Below are 16,929 nucleotides of genomic sequence, written 5' to 3'. Positions count from 1 at the left end.
ATGCCGATCGCCGCCAACAAGGCTGTCTCCATTGACTATACCCTGACCAACGACGCTGGTGAGGTCATCGACAGTTCCGCCGGCGGCGCGCCGCTGGTCTACCTGCAAGGCGCAGGTAACATCATTCCGGGCCTGGAGAAGGCTTTGGACGGCAAAAATGTCGGCGACGAGCTGAAAGTCTCCGTCGAGCCGGAAGACGCTTACGGCGAATACTCCGCCGAACTGGTCAGCACCCTGAGCCGCAGCATGTTCGAAGGTGTCGACGAACTCGAAGTTGGCATGCAGTTCCACGCCTCGGGTCCCGACGGCAGCATGCAGATCGTGACCATCCGTGATCTGGACGGCGACGAAGTCACCGTTGACGGCAACCACCCATTGGCTGGTCAGCGCCTGAATTTCGACGTCAAGATCATTGCGATCCGTGATGCCAGCCAGGAAGAAGTCGCTCACGGTCATGTGCATGGCGAAGGCGGCCATCACCACTGATTTGTGCTGCTAAGCTAAGTTAGCCGGCGAGGCGCCCAGGCAGGATTGTGAAAACGACAGGTTCGTTTGCACAGCCTGATACGGGCGCCTTTTTAGTCCGCTAGTTATTTGGGAGTTCGTCATGAGTGCTTTTCACGACACTAAATTAAAAGCTCTGGATGGCCAGGAACTGCCTCTCGCGCCCCTCAAGGGCAAAGTTGTGCTAGTGGTCAACGTCGCCTCCAGGTGTGGTCTGACACCGCAATATGCGGAACTGGAACATCTCTATCAGACGTACAAGGATCAAGGTTTCAGTGTGCTGGGACTGCCTTGCAATCAGTTTGCCGGTCAGGAGCCTGGGTCTGAGGCAGAGATTCAAGAGTTCTGCAGCGTCAATTACGGCGTGACCTTTCCGCTGGGCAGTAAACTTGAAGTGAACGGCGACCATCGTCATTCGCTGTACCGTTTGCTGGCCGGTGAAGGTGCGGAGTTTCCGGGGGACATCACCTGGAACTTCGAAAAATTTCTGGTGGGTAAAGACGGACGCGTGCTGGCGCGGTTCTCGCCCCGCACTACACCCGACGACCCCGCTGTGGTTCACGCTATCGAAAAAGCCTTGAGTTGATCGAAAGGCTTTGTCCGCCGGGTTGCTTATCAAGCAAGCCCGGCAAGCTTTTCCCTCCCGTCGTCCTGTTATTGCCCCCGCGCTGTTCGTGTTGATATCTCCCTGACTTTTATCCCTGAATCACCCAAATCAATAGTGCTGGCAGAAGCGAGACGACCGGTCATATGCTCGGCGCCATGAGCACATCCATTCGACTCGACAAACGCGATCTGATCCTCGCCAAAGGCGCCCACCTGATGACCCGTCGTGGTTATCACGGTACCGGCGTACTGGAGATCGTCCAGGCTGCGGGCATTCCCAAGGGCTCGTTCTATCACTACTTCGCCAGCAAGGAAGACTTCGCCGTGCAGGCGCTGGAGCACCTGTACGAGCCGCGATTGCTGCGTTATGCCGCTGCGTTGACCGAGCCTGCGTATAGCCCGCGTGAACGGATCCTGGGCTATTACCGCGACCTGCTCGGGCATTTTTCCCGTCAGGAGAAACCCGAATATCACTGCTTTATCGGCAGCCTGAGTTTCGAGATGGCAGACGATTGCCTACCCATCGCCAGTCAGGTGGAAAGCATCCTTGAGCGTTCGGTGGCGATTCTTGCCCAATGCCTGATGGACGCACGCCAGGCCGATGAGTTGCCGCGTAATACCGATTGCGCCGCACTCGCCGAATTTATCGCCAATGCCTGGGAAGGGGCGTTGATGCGCATGAAAGTGGGGGGCAGCGTCGCCTCCCTGGAAATTTTTCTGAACCAGCTTGAGCGCCTGTTGGCGCCAGGCGCCACTGACAACGATTGATCCCGAGGAGCGTCACATGCCAGTCAAAGCCTTGTTCAAACCTTTTCATCTGGGCAGCTTGCAGTTGCCATCGCGCGTGGTCATGGCCCCGATGACACGCTCGTTCTCCCCAGGTGGGGTTCCCAATTCCAAGGTCATTGAGTATTACCGTCGGCGTGCCGCCGCAGGCGTAGGTCTGATCATCACCGAAGGTACGACGGTCGATCACAAGGCTTCCAACGGTTACGCCAACGTGCCGCAGTTTTTCGGCGAAGCGCCGTTGGCTGGCTGGAAAAAAGTGGTCGATGCGGTGCATGCCGAAGGCGGCAAAATTGTCCCGCAACTGTGGCATGTGGGCAGTGTTCGGCGCACCGGCACCGAGCCTGATGCCAGCGTGCCAGGTTATGGGCCAACGGAAAAACTCAAGGACGGCCAGGTCGTGGTGCACGGCATGTCCAGGCAAGATATCCAGGACGTGATTGGCGCGTTCGCTCAGGCGGCGAAAGACGCACAAGCGATCGGCATGGACGGCGTGGAAATCCACGGCGCCCACGGTTACATCGTCGATCAGTTTTTCTGGGAAGGTAGCAATCAGCGTACTGACGAATATGGTGGCGACCTGGCTAACCGTTCGCGTTTTGCCATCGAATTAATCGAGGCGGTGCGTGCAGCTGTCGGGCCTGATTTCCCGATCATCTTCCGTTTCTCGCAGTGGAAGCAGCAGGATTACAGCGCACGTCTGGTGCAGACGCCGGAAGCGCTGGGCGAATTCCTCAAGCCGCTGTCGGACGCAGGCGTGGATATCTTCCATTGCTCAACACGCCGCTTCTGGGAACCCGAGTTCGAAGGCTCCGACCTGAACCTGGCTGGCTGGACGCGCAAGCTGACCGGCAAACCGACCATTACCGTGGGCAGCGTCGGTCTGGATGGCGAGTTCCTGCAATTCATGGTCAATACCGACAAGATCGCGCAACCCGCGAGCCTGGAGAACCTGCTGCAACGCTTGAACGACGACGAGTTCGACCTGGTGGCCGTAGGCCGCGCATTGTTGGTGGACCCGGATTGGGCAGTGAAGGTACGTGATGGCCGCGAACAGGACATCCTGCCGTTCAGCCGCGACGCCTTGATGACGTTGGTCTAAAACCTGTAGGAGCGCGCTTGCCCGCGATCAACTTGACGCGGTGTGTCAGGCCTGACGCTATCGCGGGCAAGAACTAGGCGTCCCCCACGCTCCTACAATAATTGCCCCATGGGCAACGCCTTGTTGCCTATCTCACACGCACTGCGCAGTTGCCTTTCAAACAGATCGATAATCGCATCCCATCCCTGACGACTGGCGTGTTGCCGCGCATTCAAGCGGACTCTGCGCAGGGTTTCGCTGTCTTCCAGCACCCAGCGTGCCGCATCGATAAACGCCTCTTCGTCCCCCGGCATCGCCAGCGCGCCATTGTGGCCGTGGCGGATATGCTGGGCAGCGGCGGCTTCGTCATACGCGATGACACCCAGCCCGGATGCCAGGGCCTCTAGCACCACGTTGCCAAAGGTTTCGGTCAGGCTCGGGAATACAAACAGATCCGCTGACGCATAGTGCACCGCCAGCGTTTCACCGCGTTGCGTTCCGCAGAAAATCGCGCCCGGCAATTGTTGCTCCAGCGTTGCGCGTTGCGGGCCGTCACCCACGACGATCAGCTTTAACGTTTGTCGAGGATAAGCCGCTTGCAGGGCTTCAAAACTGGTTTTGAGCAGACCCAGATTTTTCTCCGGCGCGAGCCTGCCGACATGCAGCACGGCGATATCGCCGACGTTCAGTCCCCAACTTTCACGCAGTTCCGCCGAGCGTTTCGAAGGATGAAACAACTGGCTGTCGACGCCCCGCGAAAGCAACTCAACGCGCTCGAAACCACGACGCCCCAGCTCCAGTTTCTGACTGACGCTGGGTACGACGGTCATCTGTGAGCGGTTGTGAAACCAGCGCAAATAATGGGTCAGCACGCGGGCGAAAACCCCGAGCCCGTACTGGTTGGTGTATTGCTGGAAGTTGGTGTGAAAACCGCTGATCACGCTAATCCCAAGGCGTCTGGCTGCGCGCAACGCGGACAATCCGAGCGGGCCTTCGGTGGCGATATACAGCACGTCCGGCCGCTGCCGCGTCCAGCGCCGCAGCAGTTTATGCATCGACGATTGCCCCCATTGCAAACCGGGATAACCGGGAATCGGCCAGCCCCGGCACAACAACAGATTGTCATCGGCGGTTGGATCTTGATCATCGATTTGGCGCGGTCGCACCAGCTCGACACGATGGCCGCGCAGACGCAAACCGTCACACAGCCGACCAAGGGTATTGGCCACGCCGTTGATTTCGGGGGGAAAGGTTTCGGTAATCAGGGTGACATGCAGGATCGTACTCATGACGCCAGTTTCGACTGATGTCATGGCGCTTCTATGGCGATTGGATGATGGATTTGTGACGGTAGTGATTGGGCGGTAAGTCAGGTGAAGCACCCCCTATATTTGTAGGGGGTGAAATGTCGCTATTAAAGATAAGTAGGATGGTTCTTACTTTTTTCCAAGTTATTTTGTAAGGCGTTTCCTTAAATATTAGTGAGGTTAAGTAATTCGTTGACGCGCATTTTTCTGTATGTAACGTGAGCTTTGCCTTCCGCATTTATAAGTTCCAACGATTAGAACTTAGCACTCAGGCACTCCCGGATATGCAGCATTGAGCTTCAGGGATACTGCTGTCCAAAAAATAATATTTGTAAGGATTTTCCTATGCGTAACAAAATGAAGTTTACAAAAGGTCGCTGCGCTGTTTGGGGCATGGTCTCGGCACTGGTCATGTTTTCGCAGGTGTCGATGGCGGGGTCGTATCATTCGACGGTGACGCTTCCGACGGTTCATTCCAAGGGGCATACCTATATGGCTCATTTGCCTGTTACGGCTGTGTCGCAACCTGGGGCGAGGGTTTCCAGTGTGAGTTGGAACTGGAATTATGTTGGGTTTCCAAGGGGGCTCGTGGTTCTCCTCTGTCAGGGAACGGTCAACAATTGCGAAGACGTGTCTCGCCGGCGTACTGGCTCCACAAATAGGTTCGTCGGTAGTAACCCGTCGCAGCCGTTGTTCTTCAGGATTCATGTGGCCAATAATCGGAGCAGCTCTCCGGTCCCTATTGGTGGTTTGGGAGGCGCCGTGACCGTATCGTGGTAAGTTGAGGTGGCCGTCTCGGGGAGGGCAACTCCCTGAGACGGCCATTTGACCTGCTCACCAATCCGCTATTCTCCTGAACTCCTCCGGGAGCGCATCGTTGTAGGCGAATACCTTCTCCAGAATTTTTACGGCTGGCGTACCTTTGGCTATTTCAGATTCATAGAGTACTGAGCGGTCACCCTGCATGGCTTGCCATACCTGCCCATAGTAACTTTGCATCCCCTTCGTATAAATTTCCCCAGTTGCGCTAAGCCTCAATATTGGAAGGTCAGTGGTGTCTAGCAAAGGTCCGCTCAGCGAATTGTAGGCATACAAATGAGCCCACATCTCCGCTTTTTCTGGATCCTCAGCGGCTGTCTTCAGCACCCATTCACGTACCTCAGTAACCTTGGCACTTCGCGTGTACTTGCCGGTCTCGCTTGGGGGCGATATGTCGGGTGTCAGCTTTTCCATGACCTGAGTAAAAGAAGGCGCATTCAGATTCTGCGAGTTCGCCGGTGGCGATATTTTGGGCGCAGAAATAGATTGAGATGCAGTGGGAAACAATAACGGTGTATTGGATACTATAGCCATGTCAGTCCTCCGTAGTGACTGGGTGACTACGCAATATGAATGCCAGCTACGAAGAGTGAAGTGTTACGGAAGGAGGAGGGGTAAAGAAATGGGGGGGTATTGTCTATTTATAAAAAGGTACACGCCACTGCGCTTTTGATGTGGGTGGCACGGTTTTGCCAGCAAAGGGAAGAAGTTGCCGATATGTATCTTTTAATGTCGGTGTGAAGCAGGTTTCTGCTATTTGCTTTCGAAGTAGGCGCTATCAAACACACCCGCACCTTATGGCGCGGGCATGTAGGGTATGACGATCAACCCAGTGTGCGAACCAGTTTGGTAATGATACCGCTCAGGGTTTCCGCATCGGGCCCGTCCACGCGATGTTCATCGGCGAACGAGTAAGCAACCGAAAACAGACCTGCGGCCCTAAAGGAGTACGACGGTTCATCTTTTTCGAGAATGCGTTGTACCGCTTCTTCGGTCAGCGAGCTGGAACCGATGACCAGGCGTTCGGTCAGGTTGTTGACACCGTTGATATAGACGGCGTCAGCGTTGAGGTTCCAGCTTTCAAGTGCCGCGTTTAGCGCGCTGCGTGCTTTTTCGCGAATGATTTCAGTGTTCATGGTGATCTTCCTTTATCTAGCGTCCATGCTTATCGAGCTTCATGCTCCGTTGGGTATTGCTAATGGACTGGTGTGTTGGAAGCGCTATTAGAAGGGATCTGGCGAGGCGGCCGCACATACATAGTTATGACGGCTAAATTAATGCTTCGTCGTCACCAACGCCTCGGCCCCACGCTCTCTCACCCAGAACAACGTCGCCCCGGCCACGGCCGCTGGCATCATCAGGATGTTGACCACCGGAATCAGCAGCGCCAGATAAACGATGCCGCCGAAGCTCAGGCTCTGCCAGCGCTTGGCGCGCAGCCAGGCGAGCATTTCCGGGAAGCCGAGTTTGTGGTTGTCCGCCGGGTAGTCGATGTACTGAATGGCCATCATCCAGATGCCGAACAATAACCACAGCGGCGCGACGACCAGGTTGACCACCGGGATGAAGGACAGAATCAGCAACCCGATGGCCCGCGGCAAGAAGTAGCCAAGCTTGCGCATCTCGCGGCTGAAGGTACGCGGCACCATGGCGATCAATTCGCCCCAGCTGAAGGTTGGGAAGTCATCGCTGCCGCGCACCACCACTTCGACCTTTTCCGCCAGAAAGCCGTTGAAGGGCGCGGCGATGACGTTGGCGATCAGGGTGAAGGTGAAAAACACCATCAACAGCACCAGAATCACGAATAGCGGCCAAATGATGTAGCTGAGGAAGCTCAGCCAGGTCGGCAGCGCTGGCATGAAGGTGTCGACCCACATGCCGAACTGATGCATGGCGAGGTAAATCAAGCCACTAAACAGCAGCAAGTTGATGGTCAGCGGCAGCAGGACGAACAGGCGCAAGCCGGGGCTCAGGACCAGTTTCAGGCCCTCGCGCAGGTATTGCGGGCCAGTGAGGGCAGGAGCAGGCATGGCAGCCTCCGAACAGTGGAAAACGCGCCGACCTTACCGGCTTTGTGGGACGGGCGAAAGTGGAGACATTCGCGGTAACAAACCTGAGGGCGTAAAGTCTATCGTCAGGCGTTGATATAAAGGTTGTCGGCATAGAGGATGCCTATAAGGTGGATTATGAAACGATATTTCCTTAATCTTCACCACCTCGATAAGCTTCTCGGCAACTTATCAATCTCTCCCTAAAACTTTAATCTCCAAGGAGTCATCATGAGCGTACTGGTAAACAAGCAAGCCCCGGATTTCGACGCAGCTGCGGTATTGGGTGACGGTTCCATCGTCGACAGCTTCAAGCTGTCCTCCCTGCGCGGCAAATACGTGGTTCTGTTTTTCTGGCCTCTGGATTTCACCTTCGTCTGCCCATCTGAAATCATCGCCCACAACAATCGCATCGCTAAATTCCGCGAGCTGGGTGTGGAAGTGGTTGGCGTTTCCATCGATTCGCAATTCACTCACCACGCATGGCGCAGCACTCCGGTGGAAAAAGGCGGCATCGGTGAAGTCGAATTCACCATGGTGGCTGACGTCAAACACGACATCACTCGCGCTTACGGCATCGAGCATGAAGCCGGCGTCGCTCTGCGCGCCTCGTTCCTGATCGACAAGCAAGGCGTGGTTCAGCATCAGGTGGTGAATAACCTGCCGCTGGGTCGTGACGTTGACGACATGGTGCGTCTGGTCGAAGCACTGCAATTCACCGAAGAGCACGGCGAAGTCTGCCCAGCCGGCTGGCGCCCAGGTCAAAAAGGCATGAAGGCTGACGCTCAGGGCGTTGCCGATTACCTGGCCGAAAACGCCAAGAACCTGTAACTGGAACCTGTAATACCCTGGCTGCGGCCCCGGTCGCAGCCTCAGATTTTCAGGACTGCCGTGTTGTAAGCCTTCCCCAAGTGCTTGTGCGGTCCTCTTTTATTCCCGCCGGTACGCCGGCGTTCCGACCACGCGTAACGATGGCCGGTCAATAGGAGTGTGTCATGTCAGATGTACGTCATTCCCGAGTGATTATTCTCGGCTCCGGCCCTGCCGGTTACAGCGCAGCGGTCTACGCGGCACGTGCCAACCTCAAGCCATTGCTGATTACCGGCATGCAGGCTGGCGGTCAATTGACCACCACCACCGAAGTCGATAACTGGCCTGGCGACGTCCACGGCCTGACTGGCCCGGTGTTGATGGAGCGGATGCGTGAACACGCCGAGCGTTTCGAGACCGAAGTGGTGTTCGACCACATCAATGCGGTGGATCTGGCCGGCAAGCCGTTCAGCCTCAAAGGCGACAACGCGACTTACACCTGTGACGCCCTGATCATCGCCACCGGTGCCAGCGCCCGTTACCTGGGCCTGCCGTCGGAAGAAGCCTTCATGGGCAAAGGCGTGTCTGCCTGCGCAACCTGCGACGGTTTCTTCTATCGCAATCGCGAAGTCGCAGTGGTTGGCGGTGGTAACACTGCAGTGGAAGAGGCGCTGTACCTGGCCAACATCGCCAGCAAAGTGACCCTGGTTCACCGTCGCGAAATTTTCCGCGCCGAGAAGATCCTGATCGACAAGCTGCATGCTCGCGTTGCCGAAGGCAAAATCGTGCTCAAGCTCAACGCGACTCTGGAAGAAGTGCTGGGCGACGACATGGGCGTGACCGGCGCTCGCCTGAAAAACAACGACGGCAGCAGCGATGAGCTGAAAGTCGATGGCGTGTTCATCGCTATCGGCCACACGCCGAACACTTCGTTGTTCGAAGGGCAGCTGACGTTGAAGGATGGCTACATGGTGGTTAAGGGCGGTAGCGAAGGTAATGCTACGGCGACCAGCGTTGAAGGTGTCTTCGCGGCAGGTGACGTGGCTGACCACGTCTACCGTCAGGCGATTACCTCGGCCGGTGCCGGTTGCATGGCGGCACTGGACGTCGAGCGTTACCTCGACGACCTGCAGAACGCTTCGCTCTAAACGTCGGTTTAGCGCTGCAAAAAAACCGGCCTCGGCCGGTTTTTTCATACCATCAGAAACGTCACGCCTTGCGTTTCAGCGGCTCGGCGGTGAATTTCACACCCGCCAGCCCATGGGCGATCAGCGCGCGGATATTGCCGTGATCGTTGCCATCAGGAGTGGCCTGCACCGAGCGATAGTGTTCGCCGAACGCGAGCAGGGTTTCTTCATCGCTCAGCCCTTCCAGCAGGGCCAGGCCCAGCGTCTTGCAGGAGCCTTCGTTCTGCCCGGCGGCGTTCTCCACAGCGCCGTTGCTGAACGCTTGCGGCTGGTAGTCGTAGCTCGCCGCGATGAACCCCAGGGTGTCGGCGAAGGCGTGCTGGCCGCTGCGCAGGCTGGTGCGAAGGGTGTTCAGATCAGTCATGCTTTTTTTCCTTGGCGAACGCGGCTTGCTGCTCGGCGTTGGCTTCTTGCTGGTATTGGTTTTTCCACTCGTTGTACGGCATGCCGTAAACCACTTCGCGGGCCTGGTCGAGGCTGACGTCGATCTGCTTTTCGTCGGCGGCGGCCTTGTACCACTTGGACAGGCAGTTGCGGCAGAAGCCGGCGAGGTTCATCAGGTCGATATTCTGGACGTCCTTGCGGCTATCCAGGTGCGCGACCAGTCGGCGGAAGGCGGCGGCTTCGAGTTCGAGGCGTTCTTGCTCGGTCATGATGGGGCTCTAGCAGGCAATGAATGGTGTGGATGATAAGAGGGGCAAGCTATTGGCGGCAATGCTTGTGGCGTGTCTGACGCAGCGCGTCGCTCTCTTCGCAGGCTTGCCTGCGAAAGAGGTAGCGGTCAGCGCTGACCCGCCAAGGTAATCGATACCGATTCAGCAAACCGCAGGGCGTGGGGTTTGTCGACTTCGACTTCGGCATACAGCACGGCATCGTGGCTCATGACCAGATCGAGCACTTCCTGGGTCAGCCGTTCGAGCAACGCAAAACGATTGCCTTCAACATGCTGGATGATGGCCTTGGTAATGGTGCGGTAATTGAGCGCATGGTCGATGTCGTTATCACGCACCGCATCCTGGGCAGCGTACAGAATCGTCAGGTTAATCAGCACGTCCTGCTTGTTAAGGATTTCGTCCTCATTGATGCCGATAAAGGTGCGCAGACACAGGTCTTTGACTCGAATACGGGCCATTCCTGGTTCCAGTCTTGACATGGCTACTTGCTCCGTCCGATCAATTGCAGGAACTCCTGACGGGTCGTGCTTGAGTCCCTGAATGCGCCGAGCATCACTGAGGTCATCATGATCGAGTTCTGTTTCTCGACGCCGCGCATCATCATGCACATGTGTTGAGCTTCGATCACCACGGCAACGCCGGCGGCGCTGGTCACTTCTTTAATGGTGTCGGCGATCTGCCGGGTGAGGTTTTCCTGAATCTGCAGGCGTCGGGCGAACATGTCGACGATGCGGGCAATTTTTGACAAGCCAAGGACTTTCCCGGTCGGAATGTAAGCCACATGTGCCTTGCCAATAAAAGGCAGTAAATGGTGCTCGCACAGCGAGTACAACTCGATGTCCTTGACGATCACCATCTCATCGTTATCGGAGGCGAACAGCGCGCCGTTGACGATCTCTTCAACGCTCTGCGCGTAGCCATGACACAGGTATTGCATCGCCTTGGCGGCACGTTTTGGCGTATCCAGTAGACCTTCGCGATCAGGGTCTTCACCCACACCAACGAGGATCTCACGGTAATGCTGTGGCAGGGAAAAGGTCATCAAAGTTCCTCACGGGGCGGCTTACTTAATGTGCCGACCACCGTTTACGGTCAAGGTTGTGCCGGTAACGTAGGGGTTGTCCAGCAGATAGCGCAGGCTCTGATAGATCACTTCGGGACCAGGCTCGATGCCCATGGCGGATTTTGCCAGGGTCTTGGCGCGGTACGCCGCGTCGTCGTCGGGTTGAAACATCAACAGCGCCGGGGCGATGCCGTTGACCTTGATCCGGGGCGCGAACTTGGCCGCGAATGACAAGGTCAGGCTCTCCAGCCCGGCTTTGCTGGCGCAATAGGCAATATGCTTGCTGCTGCCTTTGCGGGTGACATCATCGCTGATATGAATAATGTCGGCCGGGGTCGAGCGTTGCAACATCTCGGCGCAATGCAAATTGATCAGGTACGGCGCCAACATGTGCACATTGAACATTCGGCTAAAGGCCGCGGTTTCGTCGCCGGGTGTTTCGGCCAGCCATTGCGAGGCGTTGTGGACAATGGCACGCAGGCTGTCGGTATGGGTTTTGAGTTCGTCGATGAACGCCAGAATGCTCGTTTCAGAAGATAAATCGGCCTGGATCGCCACTGCGCCCAGATCACGCAACTCCTGCACACCGGGGCGTTCGTTACGATAACTGACGATAACCGGCTGACCGTCTGCCAACAGGCGCTTTGCACAATGCAGCCCGATTCGCTGGCTGGCGCCAGTGATCAGGATAGGTGCAGAAGCAAAGACCATTGGGAACTCGCGCATCACCGTGAAGGCTCAAGCGGGCCTTGAAAAGCGGGCCGCGGCTTGGTCCAGCGAAGCCATCAACTGGCTATTGTGTGTTGCAAAGTTATACCAATGAACCTTTCGTAACAACCTGGGGCCGAACAACCCGCGCGGCCCAGGGCATTTAACCTGGCGGCTGACTAGCGGCTGGGTGCCGACTCTGATGTGCAGGTCGGTGCTCGGGGTGTGCTGTGCAACCAGGATGCGAGCAGGTGGGTGGACAGCGGAATGAACAGGAAAACCATCAGCGGGGTCAGCGCCAGCGTGCTGACCAGCACTCGGGTCAGTAGATTCAATTCGCTGAGCAGCGGACCCAGCAGGAAGTTGAACAGCAGCGAGACCGGAAAGAACGCCAGCCAGATGGCTACAGCCTGTTTCCAGCGCGGCGGACGCTGCCCGGCGGCGCCGAACCAGCCATCAATGCCGCTGACCCGATGCTCCGAAGGTTGTGCAAACAGGCCGCTGCCGCGCACCAGCCAGGTGCTTCGCGAGGCGGAATGCTCCCAGGCGTGCAGTGTGCGTTCGTCAGCGAAGCGAAAAATGATCTGGAATTCATCGTCGTCAGGCGGCGGTGCCAGAACACCGGAGCCCAGATAGCCGGGAAAGTCAGTGGCCAGTTGTTCACCTTCACGCAGCCAGGCAATCAGTTCGTGGTAGCGGCCATGGGCGACGCGGCGCGCAACCATCAGGGTGACGGGTGAGGTAGACATTATGTATCTCCGTAAGACGGGTGAGCTTCCCGGGTAGGGAGTTCACATAACGCAGCGCCGGGGTGTTGGCCTGCGTTCAAAAGGCGTGCAAGGATTATTCCCGAACTCCGGAAATAAGCCAGAGGGCGTCGTTGCGCCGCCCTGTTCGTGAACGGCTGCCTTGGGCGTACAATACCGCCATTGTTTTCGAGCGATGCCTGTCATGACTGAACCTGTTATTGGCCCCGCTCTTGGCAGCGGCCTCAAACAAGAAGAGCTGTTCCCCATTCGTGAAGTGTCGCGCATTACCGGGATCAATCCGGTCACACTGCGCGCATGGGAGCGGCGTTACGGGCTGATCCAGCCAACCCGCACCGACAGCGGCCATCGTCTGTATTCCCAGGCCGATATCGACGAGGTCCGCAGCATTCTGGGCTGGATCGAGCGCGGTGTGGCGGTCAGTAAAGTGGGCAAGATTCTCGCCAAGGCCAGCGTCGCCAAACACGTGTCCAGTGTTATTCAAGAAGACGGCTCGCTGAGCGAGTGGAGCGAATGGCAAGCACAGTTGCGCCGCGCGACCAATGTTTTCGATGAGCGACGTCTGGAGCAGTTATACGGCCAGATATTTTCCAGTTACCCGCTGACCGTGGTGTTCCAGGATATTCTCATGCCGTTATGGCAGGAGTTGCTGTTGCATCAGGATCGGTTCGGTCAGGCCAGCGAATGGCTGTTTCTCGACAGTTTTCTGCGTGCACGGACCCTGCAACGCTTGCAGATGCTACGTAGCACGACAGAGTCGCGGGTCGTGCTGGCGGCCATTCCGGGACAATGCCGCGAGCTGGAGTTATGGGTGGCGGGATTGATGTTGGGCACGACCGATACGTCGATCAGTGTCCTGGCACTCGGTCAGCCGCTGGAAGAATTGAGCCTGGTGTGCGAAAAAATCCAGCCTCAGGCCCTGGTGCTGTATTCAAACCATCCGCCGGCGGCTGATCTGTCTCGACGTCTGCAACGGCTGGTGCTGGCGTTGGATTGTCCCGTGTTGCTGGCGGGGGAGGCGGCGGATCTGGCGCAAGACAGCCTGGACGGTTCGCCTATAGCCTGTCTGGGAAGTGATGGACGTTTGATGCAGCAGCGTTTGCAACAGTTTCTGGCGGGGCATCTGGACACGTAATACGTCAGCACGCTCAGTTCGCTTTCTCCGCTAAAGCGTTGCTTTGGCCTGTGTCGCTCAGTCGTGCGGCGCGGGGTGAACCAGTTGATGTTGTTGCAGGATGTACTGACGCAGGCGCTCAGTGTCCTCCTTGCTTCGCTGACTCAGGCGGTACGCTGCCAGGCCCTGCTCGGTGAGCCGCTCGAAAGTGCCGCGCAACGCGATGGGGGCATGACCGATGGGGGAAAACCACAGTGCGAAGTGTTTTGGCGGTTTGGTCGCCTTGCGGTTTTCCAGCAAGATGCCCTTGAACGAGATTTCGTGTACCCACAGTGCGCTCAGTGAACCTTTTTCGGTTTCCAGCGGCAGCGGCTCTGGCAGGTTCAGACGCCATGGGCGAACCATGGGGCCTGTTTCTTCAAAAATACTCGGTGCGCCCAGCCGTAGGTGCAGGGCGTGGAATTCGTCTTCCACCAGATGCAGTGGAAAGGTCATTTGCTGGTTTTCGAACTGCGCCTGAATCGTCACCTGCTCATGAGCAGCCAGGCGAGTCAGCAACTCCTGAATCTGCGCGCCACCGTTGACCAGCAGGTTGCGCGACGCATCACCCACGTTCAGCTTTGGGTTGTGCTGCATGTTCTGAATGAAATCCAGCTCATCCTGAGTGAGTAGGGTATCGCGCTGCATGATATAGCTCGAAATATCCGGTTATTGAAGATGCAGACAACTAATTCAGTCGATTGTTAGCACCGCTTGTCATTTTTTAACAGTTCTATTTCAACCCGTGCCAGCGCCAGCTCGGCTTCCGACACGTTTACCAGGCAGGTATTCTGAGGCATCGTAGCCGCTTGAGGCATAATGCCCGACGTTTTTACTGTGCTACAGGATCTATTTATGAGAGTCGCCATTCTTTCCGGGTCAGTCTATGGTTCAGCCGAAGAAGTCGCCCGGCACGCGGAGAAAATCCTTCGCGACGCTGGCCACGAAGTCCGGCACAACCCTCGCTTCACCCTTGCTGAGCTGCAAGCCTTCGCGCCCGAAGCGTTTCTGGTGGTGACCTCGACCACGGGGCTGGGCGAATTGCCTGATAACTTCCAGCCTCTCTATTCGCAGATCCGCGATGTGTTGCCAGCAGCCTGGCGCGGCTTGCCCGGCGCGGTGATCGGCCTGGGCGACGCCAGTTATGGCGATACCTTCTGCGGCGGCGGCGAGCAAGTGCGTGAATTGTTTGCCGAGCTGGGCGTTCGTGAGGTGCAGCCCATGCTGCGTCTGGATGCCAGCGAGACCGTCACGCCCGAGTCCGATGCGGAACCGTGGCTGGCGGATTTTATTCAGCAGCTTGATGCCTGATTCGGCTGCTCACGCAACGCTTGAGCGGGCTGCTCGCGCAGCAGCGCCAGCCAAGCCTGCGCCGCTTTTGACAGGTACGCCCCCTGGCGCCAGATAAAAGCGATGTCCCAGCGCAGGTCAGCCGGTGCGATCAACGTCAACCGCACCACGCCCGGCCGCACCAGCCCGCGTGCCACGATGCTGGGCAACAGCACCACGCCCTGGCCGGCGGCCACCAGCGCCGCGAGGAAGTCGGCCTGCCCGCTGCGACCCCCTTCCTTTGGGGTGAAACCCGCTTGTTGGCAGGCTTGCAGCAAGCGGTCGTTGAGCATAAAGCTGCGTTGATAGAGCAGGAACGGCGTATCGACCAATTGCGCCAGTTGGATCTGCCCGGCGCTGGCCAATGGATGATCGGCCGCTAACAACGCATCCAACGGTTCGTTGCAAAACGGTTGGTAAGCGAAGTCTGGATTATTCGGTGTCAGGCTGCCGCCCAGTTCCAGTTCACCATTCAATACCGCCTGCTCGATGCTGAGGCTGCCGCCTTCGAGCAACTGAATGGCGATGTTCGGGTAGCGCCGCCGATACTCGGCAAACGGCCGGGCGAACAGTGCGTCGCTTCCCAGCAGCGGCAAGCCCAGCCTCAGCTCACCCCGAGCGAGTTGGCTCAAATCATCCAGCTCGCTGAGCAACTCATTGCGTAACAGCAGCATCTCTTCAGCGCGTTGCAGCACCACGTCACCGGCTGCGGTCAGGCGGATCTGCGAGCCCAGCCTGTCGAGCAATGGCACGCCGAGGCTCTGTTCCAGCTGTGCCACTTGTTTGCTCACGGCAGACTGACTGATATGCAGGGTCTTCGCTGCCTGAGTGAAACCGCCCTGACGCATGACCTCTATAAAGCTGCGCAGTTGTTTGAATTCCATGGTCAACCCGTCCTTAGTGAATTCCAATATGGAATGGCTTCAAGTCTAACAATTCGCTTTTGGGATGATAGCGGGCTACTTAAAATGCACGCCAGAGAGGATTGAAAGAATATGAAACGCTCCACCTTGCAGCATCTAGGTCGCCTTTTATCCGAGCTGGGTGTTTTGCTCGCGCTTTATCTGTTCGGCTGCCAATTGGCGATCTGCTGGCACTGGCCCATTCCCGGCGGTGTGATCGGCCTTGCCTTGCTGTTGCTGGCGTTCGCCTTTGGCTGGGTGAAGCCGGCGGCGTTGCAATTGGGCGCGGGCCTGTTGCTGGCCGAGATGTTGTTGTTCTTTATCCCCGCGTTGATGAGCTTGCTCGATTACGGCGCGCTGATGCGTGATGAGGGCTGGCGGATCATGCTGGTGATCGGTGTCAGCACCTTGATGGTGATGCTGGTCACTGCCGTTACCGTCGAGGCGGTATGCCGCTGGAAGATGCGCCTGGAGGGTGCGCCATGACGCTTGAACCGATGCCGATGTTCTGGCTGGTCCTGACGTTGTCAGCCTACGCGTTCAGTCGCTGGATCTATCGGCGCACGGGTCGTTATCTGTTGTCGCCGCTGATTCTCGCGCCAGCCATGTTGTTCGCGGTCGCCGTGCCTTTGCACACCGCCTACGCCGAATACTCGAGTAATACCCACTGGTTGATGCGGGTCCTGGGCCCGGTCACTGTCGCCTTTGCCGTACCGATCTGGCAGCAGCGCCAACTGTTGATGCGTCATTGGTCTGCGTTGTTGATGGGCATGTTCGCCGGTAGCGCTGCGTCCATTGGCAGTTCGTTCTGGCTGGCCAAAGCGCTGGCGCTGGATACCTCGGTGACGATGTCGTTGGTGCCGCGTTCGATCACCACGCCGTTCGCTATGCCGTTGGCCCATGACCTGGGCGGCGTGCCGGAACTGACGGCGGTGTTCGTGATGTTCACCGGGATTTTTGGCGCCTTGTTGGGCGGGGTGCTGCTCAAGTGGCTGCCATTGCGCAGCGCGCTGGCGCGTGGCGCCTTGTTTGGCGTGGGCGCGCATGGTGCGGGCGTCAGTCGGGCGCATGAAGTCGGCGGCGAGGAAGGCTCGGTGGCCGGGTTGGTCATGGTCCTGACCGGGCTGCTCAATCTGTTCGCTGCGCCGCTATTGTCGGCTTTGCTCTGATATGACTCGCTCGGCC

Annotated in this window: 22 protein-coding genes; 10 read left to right on the top strand and 12 right to left on the bottom strand. The window is 57.6% G+C overall.

Annotated elements, in window-relative coordinates; translation table 11 throughout:
• From AC1MEE_RS20690 to AC1MEE_RS20675, 4 genes are all read left to right on the top strand, one after another.
• Positions 1-486, top strand: a complete 486-nt coding sequence (locus tag AC1MEE_RS20690) for an FKBP-type peptidyl-prolyl cis-trans isomerase (protein ID WP_480411426.1) — start codon at positions 1-3, stop codon at positions 484-486.
• A gap of 121 nt (positions 487-607) precedes the next feature.
• Positions 608-1,090, top strand: coding sequence for a glutathione peroxidase (locus AC1MEE_RS20685; protein WP_480411425.1), 483 nt, complete (start codon positions 608-610; stop codon positions 1,088-1,090).
• Positions 1,091-1,266: 176 nt separating this feature from the next.
• On the top strand, positions 1,267-1,878 hold the full coding sequence (locus tag AC1MEE_RS20680; RefSeq protein ID WP_480411424.1) for a TetR/AcrR family transcriptional regulator: 612 nt from the start codon (positions 1,267-1,269) through the stop codon (positions 1,876-1,878).
• Between the two features lie 16 nt (positions 1,879-1,894).
• On the top strand, positions 1,895-2,998 hold the full coding sequence (locus AC1MEE_RS20675; RefSeq protein ID WP_480411423.1) for an NADH:flavin oxidoreductase: 1,104 nt from the start codon (positions 1,895-1,897) through the stop codon (positions 2,996-2,998).
• Between the two features lie 92 nt (positions 2,999-3,090).
• Here the strand turns inward: AC1MEE_RS20675 and AC1MEE_RS20670 are convergent, their stop codons facing one another.
• The 4 genes from AC1MEE_RS20670 to cysZ form a co-directional block, all read right to left on the bottom strand.
• Positions 3,091-4,266, bottom strand: a complete 1,176-nt coding sequence (locus AC1MEE_RS20670; RefSeq protein ID WP_480416287.1) for a glycosyltransferase family 4 protein — start codon at positions 4,264-4,266, stop codon at positions 3,091-3,093.
• Positions 4,267-5,118: 852 nt separating this feature from the next.
• Positions 5,119-5,637, bottom strand: a complete 519-nt coding sequence (locus AC1MEE_RS20665) for a hypothetical protein (RefSeq protein ID WP_480411422.1) — start codon at positions 5,635-5,637, stop codon at positions 5,119-5,121.
• Between the two features lie 290 nt (positions 5,638-5,927).
• Positions 5,928-6,239, bottom strand: coding sequence for a hypothetical protein (locus tag AC1MEE_RS20660; RefSeq protein ID WP_480411421.1), 312 nt, complete (start codon positions 6,237-6,239; stop codon positions 5,928-5,930).
• Positions 6,240-6,377: 138 nt separating this feature from the next.
• Positions 6,378-7,133 (bottom strand): sulfate transporter CysZ, encoded by a 756-nt coding sequence (gene cysZ / locus AC1MEE_RS20655; RefSeq protein WP_480411420.1) that lies wholly within the window; start codon positions 7,131-7,133, stop codon positions 6,378-6,380.
• Positions 7,134-7,382: 249 nt separating this feature from the next.
• On the opposite strand from cysZ, the gene AC1MEE_RS20650 reads away from it, so the two are divergent.
• Positions 7,383-7,982: a peroxiredoxin gene (locus tag AC1MEE_RS20650; RefSeq protein WP_480411419.1), complete on the top strand. Its 600-nt coding sequence runs from the start codon at positions 7,383-7,385 to the stop codon at positions 7,980-7,982.
• A 164-nt stretch (positions 7,983-8,146) separates the two neighbouring features.
• Complete coding sequence (trxB, locus tag AC1MEE_RS20645; RefSeq protein WP_480411418.1) at positions 8,147-9,109, top strand: thioredoxin-disulfide reductase; 963 nt, start codon at positions 8,147-8,149, stop codon at positions 9,107-9,109.
• A gap of 61 nt (positions 9,110-9,170) precedes the next feature.
• On the opposite strand, the gene AC1MEE_RS20640 is transcribed toward trxB, so the two are convergent.
• The 6 genes from AC1MEE_RS20640 to AC1MEE_RS20615 form a co-directional block, all read right to left on the bottom strand.
• A complete protein-coding gene (locus AC1MEE_RS20640; RefSeq protein ID WP_480411417.1) occupies positions 9,171-9,512 on the bottom strand; it encodes a HopJ type III effector protein in 342 nt (113 codons plus the stop codon).
• Positions 9,505-9,801, bottom strand: a complete 297-nt coding sequence (locus AC1MEE_RS20635) for a DUF1244 domain-containing protein (RefSeq protein WP_480411416.1) — start codon at positions 9,799-9,801, stop codon at positions 9,505-9,507. Before AC1MEE_RS20635 ends, AC1MEE_RS20640 begins: the two co-directional genes overlap by 8 nt.
• Positions 9,802-9,929: 128 nt before the next feature.
• On the bottom strand, positions 9,930-10,301 hold the full coding sequence (gene folX, locus AC1MEE_RS20630) for a dihydroneopterin triphosphate 2'-epimerase (RefSeq protein WP_480411415.1): 372 nt from the start codon (positions 10,299-10,301) through the stop codon (positions 9,930-9,932).
• A 2-nt stretch (positions 10,302-10,303) separates the two neighbouring features.
• Positions 10,304-10,864: a GTP cyclohydrolase I FolE gene (folE, locus tag AC1MEE_RS20625; protein ID WP_480411414.1), complete on the bottom strand. Its 561-nt coding sequence runs from the start codon at positions 10,862-10,864 to the stop codon at positions 10,304-10,306.
• Positions 10,865-10,885: 21 nt separating this feature from the next.
• Positions 10,886-11,596, bottom strand: a complete 711-nt coding sequence (gene folM / locus AC1MEE_RS20620; protein WP_480416286.1) for a dihydromonapterin reductase — start codon at positions 11,594-11,596, stop codon at positions 10,886-10,888.
• A gap of 176 nt (positions 11,597-11,772) precedes the next feature.
• On the bottom strand, positions 11,773-12,342 hold the full coding sequence (locus AC1MEE_RS20615) for an antibiotic biosynthesis monooxygenase (RefSeq protein WP_480411413.1): 570 nt from the start codon (positions 12,340-12,342) through the stop codon (positions 11,773-11,775).
• Between the two features lie 202 nt (positions 12,343-12,544).
• Between AC1MEE_RS20615 and AC1MEE_RS20610 the strand changes: the two genes are divergently transcribed.
• Entirely contained in the window at positions 12,545-13,495 is a 951-nt protein-coding gene (locus tag AC1MEE_RS20610) for a MerR family transcriptional regulator (RefSeq protein WP_480411412.1), read from the top strand.
• 57 nt (positions 13,496-13,552) lie between these two features.
• Here AC1MEE_RS20610 and AC1MEE_RS20605 read toward each other — a convergent pair whose 3' ends face one another.
• Positions 13,553-14,161, bottom strand: a complete 609-nt coding sequence (locus tag AC1MEE_RS20605) for a hypothetical protein (RefSeq protein ID WP_480411411.1) — start codon at positions 14,159-14,161, stop codon at positions 13,553-13,555.
• A 207-nt stretch (positions 14,162-14,368) separates the two neighbouring features.
• Here AC1MEE_RS20605 and AC1MEE_RS20600 point away from each other — a divergent pair, with 207 nt between their 5' ends.
• Positions 14,369-14,824 carry a flavodoxin gene (locus AC1MEE_RS20600; protein WP_480411410.1) on the top strand — a complete coding sequence of 152 codons (456 nt, stop codon included), beginning with the start codon at positions 14,369-14,371 and terminating at the stop codon, positions 14,822-14,824.
• Here the strand turns inward: AC1MEE_RS20600 and AC1MEE_RS20595 are convergent.
• Entirely contained in the window at positions 14,806-15,726 is a 921-nt protein-coding gene (locus AC1MEE_RS20595; RefSeq protein WP_480411409.1) for a LysR family transcriptional regulator, read from the bottom strand. The genes AC1MEE_RS20600 and AC1MEE_RS20595 overlap by 19 nt on opposite strands.
• 111 nt (positions 15,727-15,837) lie before the next feature.
• On the opposite strand from AC1MEE_RS20595, the gene AC1MEE_RS20590 reads away from it, so the two are divergent.
• Both AC1MEE_RS20590 and AC1MEE_RS20585 read left to right on the top strand, forming a co-directional pair.
• Positions 15,838-16,230, top strand: a complete 393-nt coding sequence (locus tag AC1MEE_RS20590; RefSeq protein ID WP_480411408.1) for a CidA/LrgA family protein — start codon at positions 15,838-15,840, stop codon at positions 16,228-16,230.
• Complete coding sequence (locus tag AC1MEE_RS20585) at positions 16,227-16,913, top strand: LrgB family protein (protein WP_480411407.1); 687 nt, start codon at positions 16,227-16,229, stop codon at positions 16,911-16,913. Before AC1MEE_RS20590 ends, AC1MEE_RS20585 begins: the two co-directional genes overlap by 4 nt.
• Positions 16,914-16,929 lie beyond the last annotated feature (16 nt).

The sequence above is a fragment of the Pseudomonas sp. ASL3 genome, from assembly GCF_056680425.1.
Note: the sequence above shows the minus strand (reverse complement) of the source record. Positions and strands in the feature narration are given on the sequence as shown.

Excerpts from the sequence above, each read along its gene's own strand:
- AC1MEE_RS20690 (WP_480411426.1), top strand. The coding sequence starts at position 1 with ATGCCGATCGCCGCCAACAAGGCTGTCTCCATTGACTATACCCTGACC.
- AC1MEE_RS20685 (WP_480411425.1), top strand. The coding sequence starts at position 608 with ATGAGTGCTTTTCACGACACTAAATTAAAAGCTCTGGATGGCCAGGAA.
- AC1MEE_RS20680 (WP_480411424.1), top strand. The coding sequence starts at position 1,267 with ATGAGCACATCCATTCGACTCGACAAACGCGATCTGATCCTCGCCAAA.
- AC1MEE_RS20675 (WP_480411423.1), top strand. The coding sequence starts at position 1,895 with ATGCCAGTCAAAGCCTTGTTCAAACCTTTTCATCTGGGCAGCTTGCAG.
- AC1MEE_RS20670 (WP_480416287.1), bottom strand. The coding sequence starts at position 4,266 with ATGAGTACGATCCTGCATGTCACCCTGATTACCGAAACCTTTCCCCCC.
- AC1MEE_RS20665 (WP_480411422.1), bottom strand. The coding sequence starts at position 5,637 with ATGGCTATAGTATCCAATACACCGTTATTGTTTCCCACTGCATCTCAA.
- AC1MEE_RS20660 (WP_480411421.1), bottom strand. The coding sequence starts at position 6,239 with ATGAACACTGAAATCATTCGCGAAAAAGCACGCAGCGCGCTAAACGCG.
- cysZ (WP_480411420.1), bottom strand. The coding sequence starts at position 7,133 with ATGCCTGCTCCTGCCCTCACTGGCCCGCAATACCTGCGCGAGGGCCTG.
- AC1MEE_RS20650 (WP_480411419.1), top strand. The coding sequence starts at position 7,383 with ATGAGCGTACTGGTAAACAAGCAAGCCCCGGATTTCGACGCAGCTGCG.
- trxB (WP_480411418.1), top strand. The coding sequence starts at position 8,147 with ATGTCAGATGTACGTCATTCCCGAGTGATTATTCTCGGCTCCGGCCCT.
- AC1MEE_RS20640 (WP_480411417.1), bottom strand. The coding sequence starts at position 9,512 with ATGACTGATCTGAACACCCTTCGCACCAGCCTGCGCAGCGGCCAGCAC.
- AC1MEE_RS20635 (WP_480411416.1), bottom strand. The coding sequence starts at position 9,801 with ATGACCGAGCAAGAACGCCTCGAACTCGAAGCCGCCGCCTTCCGCCGA.
- folX (WP_480411415.1), bottom strand. The coding sequence starts at position 10,301 with ATGTCAAGACTGGAACCAGGAATGGCCCGTATTCGAGTCAAAGACCTG.
- folE (WP_480411414.1), bottom strand. The coding sequence starts at position 10,864 with ATGACCTTTTCCCTGCCACAGCATTACCGTGAGATCCTCGTTGGTGTG.
- folM (WP_480416286.1), bottom strand. The coding sequence starts at position 11,596 with ATGGTCTTTGCTTCTGCACCTATCCTGATCACTGGCGCCAGCCAGCGA.
- AC1MEE_RS20615 (WP_480411413.1), bottom strand. The coding sequence starts at position 12,342 with ATGTCTACCTCACCCGTCACCCTGATGGTTGCGCGCCGCGTCGCCCAT.
- AC1MEE_RS20610 (WP_480411412.1), top strand. The coding sequence starts at position 12,545 with ATGACTGAACCTGTTATTGGCCCCGCTCTTGGCAGCGGCCTCAAACAA.
- AC1MEE_RS20605 (WP_480411411.1), bottom strand. The coding sequence starts at position 14,161 with ATGCAGCGCGATACCCTACTCACTCAGGATGAGCTGGATTTCATTCAG.
- AC1MEE_RS20600 (WP_480411410.1), top strand. The coding sequence starts at position 14,369 with ATGAGAGTCGCCATTCTTTCCGGGTCAGTCTATGGTTCAGCCGAAGAA.
- AC1MEE_RS20595 (WP_480411409.1), bottom strand. The coding sequence starts at position 15,726 with ATGGAATTCAAACAACTGCGCAGCTTTATAGAGGTCATGCGTCAGGGC.
- AC1MEE_RS20590 (WP_480411408.1), top strand. The coding sequence starts at position 15,838 with ATGAAACGCTCCACCTTGCAGCATCTAGGTCGCCTTTTATCCGAGCTG.
- AC1MEE_RS20585 (WP_480411407.1), top strand. The coding sequence starts at position 16,227 with ATGACGCTTGAACCGATGCCGATGTTCTGGCTGGTCCTGACGTTGTCA.